The organism is Pseudomonas sp. GW822-FHT05A08 (assembly GCF_058800485.1).
The window spans coordinates 2241969-2254405 of record NZ_CM179511.1 but is presented as its reverse complement, the minus strand read 5'-3'; the positions used below and the strand labels follow the sequence as shown (position 1 = coordinate 2254405).

Below are 12437 nucleotides of genomic sequence, written 5' to 3'. Positions count from 1 at the left end.
CCGCTGGATTAGACCAGCTTCTCCAGCTCTGGTACGGCTTCGAACAAGTCCGCCACCAGGCCGTAATCGGCCACCTGGAAGATCGGCGCTTCTTCGTCCTTGTTGATCGCAACGATCACCTTGGAGTCTTTCATACCGGCCAGGTGCTGGATCGCGCCGGAAATACCGACGGCGATGTACAACTGTGGCGCAACGATCTTGCCGGTCTGGCCGACCTGCATGTCGTTGGGTACGAAACCTGCGTCGACCGCGGCGCGCGAAGCACCCACGGCAGCGCCCAGCTTGTCGGCCAGGGCGTACAGGTGTTTGAAGTTGTCGCCGTTCTGCATGCCGCGGCCGCCGGAAATGACGATCTTGGCAGCAGTCAGTTCAGGACGGTCGGACTTGGCCAGCTCTTCGCCGACAAAGCTCGATTTGCCTGCGTCGTGAGCGGCAGCAACCGCTTCGACAGCGGCCGAACCGCCTTCGGCGGCAACCGGATCGAAACCGGTGGCGCGCACGGTGATGACCTTCACGGCGGCGTTCGATTGCACGGTAGCGATGGCGTTACCGGCATAGATCGGACGCTTGAAGGTGTCGGCGCTTTCTACCGAGATGATCTCGGAGATCTGGTCGACGTCCAGCTGCGCGGCCACGCGCGGCAGGATGTTTTTGCCGTTGGAAGTGGCGGCGGCCAGGATGTGGCTGTAGCCCTTGCCTAGCTCTGCTACCAGAGGGGCAACGTTTTCCGGCAGTTGGTGAGCGTAAGCGGCGTTGTCGGCGGACAGGACTTTGCTCACGCCAGCGATTTTCGCGGCGGCCTCAGCCACAGCGCCAGCGCCCTGGCCAGCGACCAGGACGTGGATGTCGCCACCGATTTTGGCAGCGGCGGCAACGGTGTTCAGGGTGGCCGGAGCCAGCACCTTGTTGTCGTGTTCAGCGATTACCAAGATAGTCATGATCAGATTACCTTCGCTTCGTTTTTCAGTTTCTCGACCAGTTCAGCGACCGACTTGACCTTGATACCCGCGCTGCGTGCAGCCGGCGCTTCGACTTTCAGGGTCTTGTTGGTAGAGGCGGTGGAAACGCCCAAAGCATCAGGAGTCAGCACTTCAAGCGGCTTCTTCTTGGCTTTCATGATGTTTGGCAGAGACGCGTAGCGCGGCTCGTTCAAACGCAGGTCGGTGGTGACGATCGCGGGCAGGTTCAGCGAAACGGTTTGCAGGCCGCCGTCGATTTCACGGGTCACGGCAACCTTGTCGCCCGACACTTCGACCTTGGAGGCGAAGGTGCCTTGAGCGTAACCGCTCAGGGCTGCCAGCATCTGGCCGGTCTGGTTGTTGTCGCTGTCGATGGCTTGCTTGCCAAGGATCACCAGTTGAGGCTGTTCCTTGTCGACCACGGCCTTGAGCAGCTTGGCCACGGCCAGGGAGTTCAGTTCATCAGCGGACTCGACGAGGATGGCACGATCGGCACCCAGCGCCAGGGCGGTACGCAGTTGCTCTTGAGCAGTAGCGGGACCGATGGAGACGACGACGATTTCAGTCGCTACGCCTTTTTCTTTCAGGCGTACGGCTTCTTCCACTGCGATTTCGCAGAAAGGGTTCATCGACATCTTGACGTTGGCGAGGTCGACGCCGGAATTGTCCGCCTTGACGCGAACCTTGACGTTGTAATCGACAACGCGTTTGACAGCTACAAGAACCTTCATGGATTCCTCGTTACTCTCCGGTGAAAAGAAAGTCGCCTAGGCGAACCTGGCGGTTGATGCTCATCGGGCACAAGGGCACCTCTAAAAACGCTGGCATGGACTCTTGCAACAGCAGACAGATGACCTTGCTCACGGGATGATGACCGTTCGTCAGTAGCGACTGGCCGGTCATTCTTTATCGCGGCGTGTAAACTGCGCGTTGCGTCACCTTGTACTGCCTTCGCCCTGTCTTTAGAGGTGCTCTTGAAACCAACAGTCAGCCTACGGCGAGCGCAAAACCGACCGTATCTTGACCGGAACGCCTATTCTGGTCAATACGCCAAAATGGCCAGTCATAAGCCGCGCTTCTTTGATTTACATGGGCTGCAGCAAATTCAAACAAACGTTTGTATTGGACGCTAAGAGTGGTGTAGATATAATGCGCCGCCTAGAGAGAAAGGCGGGTCGTTCATTGTCCCCTCCCCTGTTTGGCGGAGAAAACCATCGATGCGACACCCAACCTCCAATTAGAAAAAAACCGTTGAGCCTTGAGTAGGAGATAGCCTAGTGGAACGCGAATACATGGAATTCGACGTGGTCATCGTCGGTGCCGGCCCCGCTGGCTTGTCCGCCGCCTGCCGACTGAAGCAGAAGGCCGCCGAAGCCGGTAAGGAAATCAGCGTCTGCGTGGTCGAGAAAGGCTCCGAAGTCGGTGCTCACATTCTTTCCGGCGCCGTGTTCGAACCGCGCGCCCTGAACGAGCTGTTCCCGGACTGGAAGGAACTCGGCGCCCCGCTGAACACCCCGGTCAAGCGCGATGACATCTATGTCCTGAAAAACGCCGACAGCGCGACCAAAGTTCCCGACTTCTTTGTGCCCAAGACCATGCACAACGAAGGCAACTACATCATCTCCCTGGGCAATCTATGCCGCTGGCTGGCCCAGCAGGCCGAGAACCTGGGCGTGGAAATCTATCCGGGCTTCGCCGCCCAGGAAGCACTGTTCGACGAGAACGGCGTGGTCCGCGGGATCATCACCGGCGACCTGGGTGTCGACCGCGAAGGCAATCCGAAGGAAGGCCTGTACACCCCCGGCATGGAACTGCGTGGCAAGTACACCCTGTTCGCCGAAGGCTGCCGTGGCCACATCGGCAAGCAACTGATCAAGCGCTTCAACCTGGACAGCGACGCCGACGCCCAGCACTACGGCATCGGCCTCAAGGAAATCTGGGAAATCGATCCGGCCAAGCATCAGCCAGGCCTGGTGGTCCACACCGCCGGCTGGCCGCTGGACATCATGGGCACCGAGAACACCGGCGGCTCCTTCCTTTATCACCTGGAAAACAACCAGGTGGTGGTCGGCCTGATCGTCGACCTGTCCTACAGCAACACCTACCTGTCGCCGTTCGACGAATTCCAGCGCCTCAAGCATCACCCGGTGCTCAAGCAGTACCTCGAAGGCGGCAAGCGCGTCAGCTACGGCGCGCGCGCCATCTGCAAAGGCGGCCTGAACTCGCTGCCGAAAATGGTGTTCAAGGGCGGCGCGCTGATCGGTTGCGACCTGGGCACCCTGAACTTCGCCAAGATCAAGGGCAGCCACACCGCCATGAAGTCCGGCATGCTCGCCGCTGACGCCGTGGCCGATGCGCTGTTCGCCGGTTCCGAAGGCGCCGACGAGCTGAACACCTATGTAGAAGCGTTCAAGTCCAGCTGGCTGTACGAAGAACTGTTCGCCAGCCGCAACTTCGGCCCGGCGATCCACAAGTACGGCGCTATCGTCGGTGGCGGTTTCAACTGGGTCGACCAGAACCTCTTCGGTGGCAAGCTGCCGTTTACCCTGCACGACACCAAGCCGGACTACGCCTGCCTGAAGCTGGCCGCGGACTGCAAGAAGATCGACTACCCGAAACCGGACGGCAAGCTCAGCTTCGACAAACTCAGTTCGGTGTTCATCTCGGGCACCAACCATGAAGAAGAACAGCCTTGCCACCTGAAGCTGACCGATCCGAGCATCCCGATCGGCAAGAACCTGCCGCTGTACGATGAGCCTGCTCAACGCTACTGCCCGGCCGGGGTGTATGAAGTGATCACCAAGGAAGACGGCGAGAAGCGCTTCCAGATCAACGCCCAGAACTGTGTGCACTGCAAGACCTGCGACATCAAGGACCCTGCGCAGAACATCACCTGGGTCGCGCCGGAAGGCGCGGGCGGTCCGACTTACCCGAACATGTAAGGCGTACGCTTGAAGAAAAAAGGCTCCCGAATGGGGGCCTTTTTTATTGCCGGCGCCACTGCCCTGCTTCTGTAGGAGCACAGCTCGCGTGCGATAAGGACTTGGCGATGTATCTGTCAGAACATCTCACCCTTCATCGCGGGCAAGCCTCGCTCCTCCAGACGAGCGCCCCCATCACGCTGCTCGCTCATCCCCCGGATTGCGCTCGAAGTAGCGCTTGTATTCACGGCTGAACTGCGAGGTGCTCTGGTAGCCCACCCGATGCGCCACCTGGGCCACGCCCAGCCCTTCTCCCAGCAGCAACTGCTGCGCCCTGAGCAAGCGCAGGCGCTTGAGGTACTGCACCGGCGACAGCAGCGTGCTGCGCTTGAAGTGCTCATGAAAGGTCGAGGTGCTCATGTTCGCGCAACGGGCCAGGGTCTCGACGTTCAGCGGCTCGGTGTAATGCTCGTGCAAGTGATTCAGCGAGGCGGAAATCCGCGCGAACTGCCCGTGCTGCTCCACCAGCGCGCGCAGCACATCGGCCTGCGGCCCGCGCAAGACGGTGAACATCAATTCGCGCAAGCGCGCCTGGCCCATCACCTTGCACTCCAGAGGATCGTGCAGGCAGCGCAGCAGGCGCTCCACGCAACCGCGCATCGTGTCGTCGAGCACCACCGAGGTCATCGACTCCGGGGTCTGCGCCTGGGCACTGCGCCCCGCGGCAACGCCCATCGCCAGCACCAGCTCGCCCAACAGCGCCCGGTCGATGGCGATGGACACCCCCAGCAACGGCGCATTGGGCATGGCGAAGGTCTCGCACTCGAAGGGCACCGACAGCGCCTGGATCAGGTAATGCCCAGCGCCGTACTCCAGGGTCCGCGGGCCCAGATACGCCAGCTTGCTGCCCTGGACGATGATCATCAGGCTCGGCTCGTAGATATGCGGGCCGCGGGCCACGTCGCAACTGGCTCGCAACACCTGGACCCCAGGCAGCCCCGTGGGAACGAAACCGTCGCGGGTCGCAAGAGGCTGGATCAGGGACACCAGGGTGGCATTGGCATCGAGATGGCGGGTCAACAACATGGGGAAAACTTCACGGGAAAAGGGATGAAAACATCATCGCAGGTCTGCACGCCAATGCCGCGCGCAAATGGCCGATGGCGGAGGAATAGGCATGACATGCCGAGGAATCGCCATGTTCGCGCCAGGGAGCGGCGCCGAGAATGGCCCGCCTCACCTGTCAGTGCTTTTGCGAGGTTCATCATGTACACAGCCATCGGTTACGCCGCCCAGTCCGCCACCACTCCCCTCGCCCCCATGAGTTTTCAGCGCCGCAGCCCGCGTCCCGACGACGTGGCCATCGAGATTCTCTACTGCGGCGTCTGCCACTCCGATATCCACCAGGCCCGCAATGAATGGGGCATCGCCGTGTACCCGCTGATGCCAGGCCACGAAATCGTCGGCAAGGTCACCGCCGTCGGCGCCCAAGTGACCAGGCACAAGGTGGGCGACCTGGTCGGCGTCGGCTGCATGGTCGACTCCTGCCGGCATTGCGAAGCCTGCGCCGCCAACCTGGAGCAATACTGCCTGGAAGGCCCGACCATGACCTACGCCACCCCGGACCGGGTCGACGGCAGCAACACCATGGGCGGGTACTCCGACAGCATCGTGGTCAACGAGCACTTTGTCGTGCGCATTCCCGAGAAACTCGACCTGGCCAGCGCCGCGCCGATCCTCTGCGCGGGCATCACCACCTACTCGCCGCTCAAGCATTACGGGGTGAAGGCCGGCGACAAGGTGGGCATTCTCGGCATGGGTGGCCTGGGCCACATGGGTATCAAGTTCGCCAAGGCCCTGGGCGCGCAAGTGACCCTGTTCACCCGTTCGGCGAGCAAGGCCGAGGAAGCCCGTCGCCAGGGTGCCGATCATGTGATCGTCTCCACCGATGCCGAGCAGATGAAGGCCGCGGCCGGCCGCTTCGACTTCCTGCTGGACACTATCCCGGTGCAACACGACCTCAATCCCTACCTGGATACCCTGCGTTTTGACGGCGTACACATCCTGGTCGGCCTGATCGAGCCGGTGGACCCGCCCGTGCACGCGGCCAAGCTGGTACTGGGCCGTCGCGTGCTGGCCGGCTCGCTGATCGGCGGCATCGCCGAAACCCAGGAAGTGCTGGATTTCTGCGCCGAGCACAACATCACCTGCGACATCGAAATGCTCGACATCCGCCAGATCAACGAGGCTTACGCGCGGATGATCGCCGGCGATGTGAAATACCGCTTCGTCATCGACATGGCGACCCTCAAGCAATAAACGCAGTCCCGTAGGAAGCTGCCCGCGATGGCGATAGACCTGGAAAAATGCCATCGCGGGCAAGCTTCGCGCCTATGGAAGCCTGAGTCGGCCGCCGAGTTCGGCGGAGATGCCAGCGGCGACCTGCTGATCGACAAAACCACCCCACTCGATGTCCTCCACGCCAACAGCGCCGCCCGTCTGCTGGCCGTCAACCAACTGCTGGAAAGCCTGTCGCGGCTAGACATGAAAGCCGCCGACAACACCGACTGCAACACCTGGCCAGCGCCATCCTGTTGCGCGACAGCTGCGATCTACTGGATGTGATGGGCTGGCACCTGCAGGCCTGAGCCCTGGTCGAACGACGGCAGCCCTGAACTTGAGGGCTGCCTTGAGAATGGAGTGGACTGTCAGGATTGCTATCGCGAGCAAGCTCGCTCCTGCACGAAAGAAGCGCCGGGTAAATCAGCCCTGGGCGAACGCGCGCAGCACATCGCCATCCATGCGATACCTCACCCACTCTTCCTGGGGCTGGGCGCCCAGGGATTTGTAGAACTGGATCGCCGGTTCGTTCCACTCCAGCACGCTCCACTCGAAGCGCCCACAACCGTTGTCGCAGGCGATCCGCGCCAGGTGCCGCAGCAGCTGTTTGCCAGCGCCGCCGCCGCGTTGTGCGGGGGTGATGTAGAGGTCTTCCAGGTACAGGCAATTGCTGCCCAGCCAGGTGGAATAGCTGAAGAAAAACACCGCGAAGCCGATCGGCACGCCATCGCGCAGGCAGATCAGGCCGTGGGCCGTGGCGCCCTCGCTGAACAGGCTGCGCTCGATGTCGGCGACGCTGGCGATGACCTCATGGCGCGCACGTTCGTAATCGGCCAACTCCCTGATGAAGGCAAGGATTTGCGGTGCATCGCTGGGCACGGCTGGACGGATTTCGACGGACATCGGCGGGTCTCGATTGGAAGGCAGGCGGCCATATTAGATCGACAGGGGAAGGACATGCACGGGTATTTCACAGGGATATGCCTGGAGGTCGTGGCGGGTGATTGTCCATGTCGGAATTGCCCGATACCTGTAGCCGCTGCCGCTGGCTGCGATCGGTCGCGAAGCGCACGGCACTTTTATCGGCGCCCGAAGGTCCCGCGGGCCTTATCGCAGCCTGCAGCAGCGGCTACAGTGTGCGCCTGTATTTTTTACTGCCTGGCTGAAATGACTTCCCACGCTTTTGCTCCCCTGCCCGATCTCGCCAACACCCTGCTGCCCCACGCGCTGGAGCCCGTCGACGATGGTGCCCACGACCTGTCGCACCTGCAGCGGGTGTGGGCCAATGCGCGGCGCATCGCCCGGGAAGACGGCGGCGATCTGCAAGTGCTGCTGGCCGCCACCCTGCTGCACGATTGCGTCGCCGTGGAAAAGAGCTCACCGCTGCGCGCCCAGGCCTCGCGCCTGTCAGCGGAAAAGGCCTCGGCCCTGCTGCACCGACTGGGCTGGCCCGAAGCGACGATCGCCGCGGTGGCCCACGCCATCGAAGCCCACAGTTTTTCCGCCGCAATCGAGGCTCGCACCCTGGAGGCGAAGATCCTGCAGGACGCCGACCGTCTCGACGCCCTGGGCGCTCTCGGCGTGGCCCGCACCTTCTATGTCGGCGGCCGGTTGAACCGAGCCTTCTACGATCCCCACGACCCGCACGCCGAACACCGCGACTACGACGACCTGAACTTCACCCTCGACCACTTCCACACCAAGCTGCTGCACCTGGCCGAGGGCTTCCAGACCGTGACCGGAGCGCGCCTGGCGCAGGTGCGCCATGCCCGCCTGAAGCGCTTCATGGACGAATTCATCGATGAGATCGGTGGCTGACTTACTCCACTGCGGGCTAATCCTGAAGCCTGCAAGATCACCACGACTCAGCAGGTCGGATGGTTGAAGCGATTGATCATGTTGCCGTAGGTGCGGTTGTAGCGGTTGGCCGAGCGGACGATGCTCGAACTCTGCATCTGTGCCGGCAGGTTCTTCATCGCGCCCTCGGGAGCGCGCTTGTACACCCCGTCCTTGACGTCGCGGACGATCGAACGCGACTGGCCGATGAACTCATTGATTTCCAGCATGCCGCCACCGCACGACTTGCCGCTCTGTGCGGCCTGGGCGCTGACCTTGCCATTCCAGCCCGCGGCCGCGTCGGCCACCAGTGCCAGGGACTTCTCGAAGGCTGCCAGGGCCTGCGGATCGTTCGGTTCGGCGAACAGCGTCTCGGCATCGGCGGTGTTGAGTTTGCCGTAGTAGATCAACCCGGCCCGGTAGTAGGCCGCGGTGTCTTTCGGCGCCTCATCGAATGCCTGCTTGGTCAGCGCCAGGTCACGCGCGCCCAGGCCGGTGTAGAAGTCCTGCTCCTTCTCGCTGACCGCAGTCAGGGCGGCCAGATAGGCCTGGCTCTGGCGACGGGCCAGGTCGCCGTTGTCGCTCAGGTAGCCCTTGGAAGTGGCGTAGGTCTGCAGTTCATGGCTCAACGGCGAGAGGGTTTTCAGCGCCGCGGAAAAGGCCTGGGCCGCCTGATCCACTTCCGGGATTGGCGTATCGATGGCCAGGGCGCCATCCAGGGCCCGGCTCAGGCGATCGATGAGGATATCGTTGCCGACGCTGAAAGCGGTGATCGGCGCCTTGCCCGTCAGGGCCGGCACCTCATACTGCTGGTAACGCTGGAGGAAGGTCTGGAAGGGTTCGCTGATGCTGTTCGCCGCACCGACGTACTGGTTGTATTTATCGATTTCCTGCTGCCGGGCATCGACCTGTGCCGCGGGCTGGCTGACCTTTTCACTCTTGTCACCACAACCGGCCAGCAGCACGCTGCCGCCCAACAGGGCCGCAGCCAAAAACATCCGGGTATTCATTGGTTCATTCCTTTAAAAACAGGCCACGACCACACCGCACGGCAGCGGCAGACCGGTGACGGGGTTGGATTTGCACAACAGGGGATTGATAGCGGGCGTACTGTGTCGATCAGCTGCCCCTGATCTGGGGCGCAAGAATCATCCATGAGCATCTCGCGAAAAGGCCTGACGACTCGTCAGACGCATCCATTTCCGGGGCAGGCATTGTGCGAGACTTCCCCCGCCCTGGCAAACCTTGGGCCGCCCAGGCCTGCCCCTCTTGCGCGAAATGCCGCGCTTCTGTGATAGCGATCACACCCTCTGGCAGGGTATCCAGAGCCCATCCGTCGATTCCCGGGCACTTATCGGCCTTTTTCCCGCCCCAACTTCAGGTACCCATTGCCAAAGGAGAGCCCTCATGCCTCGTGGAAGCAAAGCCAAATACACCGCCGAACAGAAGCGCAAGGCCGCGCATATCGAAGCCGGCTACGAAGCCAAGGGCGTGCCCAAGGACGAGGCCGAAGCGCGCGCCTGGGCCACGGTGAACAAGCAGTCCGGTGGAGGGGAACGGGCTGGCGGTTCCGGGCAACGCACACCGGCCTCGGAAAAAACCGCCGCGCGCCAGTCCTCGGCCAGGCGTGCCGTCGCCAGCCGTGAAGGACATGCCCGCAACAGCACGACGTCGCTGAGTACCCAGACGAAGGACAGCCTGCTGAAGGAGGCCCGAACGAAGAACATTCGCGGCCGCTCGACCATGAGCAAGCAGGAACTGATCGAGGCATTGCGCAAGGCGGGATAAACCATGGATCGCGAGCAGGCCTACTCCCGGCGGGAACGAGCTTGCTCGCGATCGCTCTCGTTCAGCCGGCAAACGCCTAGGCTCGGACGCTATCCCCATTGACCAGCGCATCCACCTCCGCAGCACCCGGCGCGGTGGCCGGCCCCCAGCGAGTCACCGCCAGGGCCGCCGCGGCGTTGGCCCGGCGCGCCGCCTGCACTGGCTCCAGCCCCTGCGCCAGCGCTGCGACGAAGACTCCGGCATGGGCATCGCCGGCGCCGTTGCTGTCCACCGCCCGGACCTTGAAGCCCGGCACATGGGCGCTATGGCCATGCTGGCTGACCCAGCAGCCCTGCGGCCCGTCCCTGACCACCAGCAACACCTCCTGCGACAGTTCGTCATGCAGGCGTCGCAGGGCTTCGGCGATGGTCGAGGTCCCGGTGAAGCGCAAGGCCTCGACGCTGTTGCTGGTCCAGATATCGATACGCGGCAGCAGCCGGCGCATGGCCGCGGAGTCCGGCGATTCCACCAGCGGGCCCGGATCGAACACCACCTGGATCCCCTGCGGCAAGGCCAGCAGCCAGTCCAGCAAAGCCTCGGCCTTGCCGACATGCAGCAGGCTGTAGCCGCTGACATAGACAAAGTCATCGGCCTGCACCGCGACACCGTCCAGGTCCTCGGCCGACAGCTGGCCTTCCACCCCGATATAGGAAATGAAGCTGCGTTCGGCCGTAGCTTCGGTCAGCGCCACGCACAGACCGGTGTCCTCGGTACGGCTGGCCTCGAGAGCGATCCGGATGCCCTCGGCGCGCATCGCCTCACGTGCCAGATCCCCGAAGCGGCCGTTGCCGTGTCGCCCCAGGTACAGCACCGGCAAGCCGTTTCGCTGGGCGGCAGCCATCACGTTGAAGCCGCCGCCGGCCTCGAAGCTGGCGGACTGCGCCAGCACATCGCCGCCGGAGCTCGGCAGGCGCTCCACGGACATCACCAGATCGACGATAACCTGGCCGGTGTGCAGCATTCTAGGCATTGGCATTCTCGACAAAAGCACCGCGGCGATCCCTGGCCCCGCCCAGCACGGCATACACGCCGCCGGCTACCAGGAAGGTGACGATCCAGCCCAGGCCGTTATGGCCCAGCCAGGAATCGGCCAGCGGCCCGGCGAACCAGACGTTCTCGGCGCTGGTGCCGATGGTGGTGAAGCTGAAACCCAGCACTATAGCCAGTGCCCAGGCACCGAAGGCCCGCCATTCGACACCGCCGCGATACCAGTAGGCGCTGCTCGGGCTGACGTCCAGCAGATCCTTGGGGCTGTAGTAGTGACGGTGGATCAGGTCGACCACGAAGATCCCGACCCAGGCGGTTAGAGGCACCGCCAGCAAGGAAATGAAGGTAATGAACGGCCCATAGAAACTCTCGGCGATCAGCATGAAGTAGATGGAGCCGGCGAAGATCGCCACGATGTCCACCACCACCGCGTACACCCGCTTGACCTTGAGCCCCAGGGTCAGGGTGGTCAGGCCGGCCGAGTACACCGACAGATTGTTCGACAGCAGCAGACCGCCGAAAGCGGTGATCAGGTACGGCACCGCCATCCAGGTCGGCAGCATGTCGCGAATCGCCACAATCGGGTCGGTGGCCGAGGCCAGGTCATCGTTGCCCACCGACAGCAGGCCACCCAGGGTAATCAGCAGCACCAGCGGAATGCCGGCGCCGAAGGCCGCCGATGCCACCAGGCGCGAGGCCTTGACGCTGCTGTGCTGGTAACGCGACATGTCGGCACCGGTATTGGCCCAGCCGATACCGGTGCCCGCGGCCATGGTGCCGATACCGATGATCATCGCGCTCAACGGCGCCGGGGTGGCGTTGAACACCGCGCTCCAGTCGATGGTGGCGCAGAGGAAGCCGCCCACCAGCAGGTTCAGCGCGCCGAACACATAGGTGGCCCACTTCTGGATCACCAGCAAGGTGGCGTGGCCGAGGCCGGAGACGGCCAGGGTCAGCAGCACGAAAATGCCGATGAACAGCAGGGTCAGCAGCGGCGCACTCTTGGCTTCCACCGGCGAGCCGAACAGGATCGAACACAGCGACAGCAGGACGAAGGCAGCGGTAGTGGTGTTGACGGTTTCCCAGCCCACCCGCGACATCAGCGACACCAGGGTCGGGCCGATATTGCCGCGCACGCCGAAGATCGCCCGCGACAGCGTCAGGCTCGGCGCCCGCCCGCGACGCCCGGCGATGGAGATGATCCCCACCACCGCGAACGAACCGGCGGCGCCGAGGATGGCAACGATGATCGCCTGCCAGATCGACAGGCCACGAAAGGCCACCAGGGTCGCCCCCAGCGGCAAGCCGAGGATGCTGATATTGGCGGCGAACCAGACCCAGAACAGTTGCAGCGGATGGCCGTTGCACTCGCCTTCCGGCACCGGCTCGATGCCGCGGGTTTCCAGTTGCCCGGCGCTTTGCCCGGGGTTCGATGCACTCATGAAAAAGCTCCTGTTGCCCTTGTTGTGATTGTCGGCAATTTCGGAAGTCGATCAGACATCCCGGCACTCCTCGCCGTTTCCTGCTATCCATGGCAAAAATGCTTCAGCGACGGCTCGCGCACAGG

Annotated in this window: 11 protein-coding genes and 1 pseudogene; 5 read left to right on the top strand and 7 right to left on the bottom strand. The window is 63.0% G+C overall.

Annotated features, from left to right (window positions below; translation table 11 throughout):
* Window positions 1–8: 8 nt before the first annotated feature.
* Both AC3RCP_RS10235 and AC3RCP_RS10230 read right to left on the bottom strand, forming a co-directional pair.
* Window positions 9–938, bottom strand: a complete 930-nt coding sequence (locus tag AC3RCP_RS10235) for an electron transfer flavoprotein subunit alpha/FixB family protein (RefSeq protein ID WP_009042879.1) — start codon at window positions 936–938, stop codon at window positions 9–11.
* A gap of 2 nt (window positions 939–940) precedes the next feature.
* Window positions 941–1690 carry an electron transfer flavoprotein subunit beta/FixA family protein gene (locus AC3RCP_RS10230; RefSeq protein ID WP_007928126.1) on the bottom strand — a complete coding sequence of 250 codons (750 nt, stop codon included), beginning with the start codon at window positions 1688–1690 and terminating at the stop codon, window positions 941–943.
* A gap of 546 nt (window positions 1691–2236) precedes the next feature.
* Here AC3RCP_RS10230 and AC3RCP_RS10225 point away from each other — a divergent pair.
* On the top strand, window positions 2237–3901 hold the full coding sequence (locus AC3RCP_RS10225) for an electron transfer flavoprotein-ubiquinone oxidoreductase (RefSeq protein WP_062823162.1): 1665 nt from the start codon (window positions 2237–2239) through the stop codon (window positions 3899–3901).
* Window positions 3902–4075: 174 nt separating this feature from the next.
* Here AC3RCP_RS10225 and AC3RCP_RS10220 read toward each other — a convergent pair whose 3' ends face one another.
* The gene (locus AC3RCP_RS10220) at window positions 4076–4966 is read right to left on the bottom strand and encodes an AraC family transcriptional regulator (protein ID WP_101337240.1); all 891 of its coding nucleotides are present in this window, start codon (window positions 4964–4966) and stop codon (window positions 4076–4078) included.
* A gap of 180 nt (window positions 4967–5146) precedes the next feature.
* Between AC3RCP_RS10220 and AC3RCP_RS10215 the strand changes: the two genes are divergently transcribed.
* Window positions 5147–6199, top strand: a complete 1053-nt coding sequence (locus tag AC3RCP_RS10215; protein WP_101337239.1) for an NAD(P)-dependent alcohol dehydrogenase — start codon at window positions 5147–5149, stop codon at window positions 6197–6199.
* A 123-nt stretch (window positions 6200–6322) separates the two neighbouring features.
* Window positions 6323–6528, top strand: a pseudogene (locus tag AC3RCP_RS10210) (short-chain dehydrogenase).
* A 115-nt stretch (window positions 6529–6643) separates the two neighbouring features.
* Here AC3RCP_RS10210 and AC3RCP_RS10205 read toward each other — a convergent pair.
* Window positions 6644–7123, bottom strand: coding sequence for a GNAT family N-acetyltransferase (locus tag AC3RCP_RS10205; protein WP_007928100.1), 480 nt, complete (start codon window positions 7121–7123; stop codon window positions 6644–6646).
* A 264-nt stretch (window positions 7124–7387) separates the two neighbouring features.
* Here AC3RCP_RS10205 and AC3RCP_RS10200 point away from each other — a divergent pair, with 264 nt between their 5' ends.
* Entirely contained in the window at window positions 7388–8038 is a 651-nt protein-coding gene (locus tag AC3RCP_RS10200; protein WP_101337238.1) for an HD domain-containing protein, read from the top strand.
* 47 nt (window positions 8039–8085) lie between these two features.
* On the opposite strand, the gene AC3RCP_RS10195 is transcribed toward AC3RCP_RS10200, so the two are convergent.
* On the bottom strand, window positions 8086–9066 hold the full coding sequence (locus tag AC3RCP_RS10195) for a DUF3829 domain-containing protein (protein ID WP_492571654.1): 981 nt from the start codon (window positions 9064–9066) through the stop codon (window positions 8086–8088).
* A 397-nt stretch (window positions 9067–9463) separates the two neighbouring features.
* Here AC3RCP_RS10195 and AC3RCP_RS10190 point away from each other — a divergent pair, with 397 nt between their 5' ends.
* Window positions 9464–9844, top strand: coding sequence for a Rho termination factor N-terminal domain-containing protein (locus AC3RCP_RS10190; RefSeq protein WP_053260217.1), 381 nt, complete (start codon window positions 9464–9466; stop codon window positions 9842–9844).
* Window positions 9845–9920: 76 nt separating this feature from the next.
* Here AC3RCP_RS10190 and AC3RCP_RS10185 read toward each other — a convergent pair whose 3' ends face one another.
* On the bottom strand, window positions 9921–10853 hold the full coding sequence (locus AC3RCP_RS10185; protein ID WP_492571655.1) for a PfkB family carbohydrate kinase: 933 nt from the start codon (window positions 10851–10853) through the stop codon (window positions 9921–9923).
* Window positions 10846–12312, bottom strand: a complete 1467-nt coding sequence (locus AC3RCP_RS10180; RefSeq protein ID WP_101337235.1) for a purine-cytosine permease family protein — start codon at window positions 12310–12312, stop codon at window positions 10846–10848. The genes AC3RCP_RS10185 and AC3RCP_RS10180 overlap by 8 nt, the downstream gene beginning before the upstream one ends.
* Window positions 12313–12437: the final 125 nt, after the last annotated feature.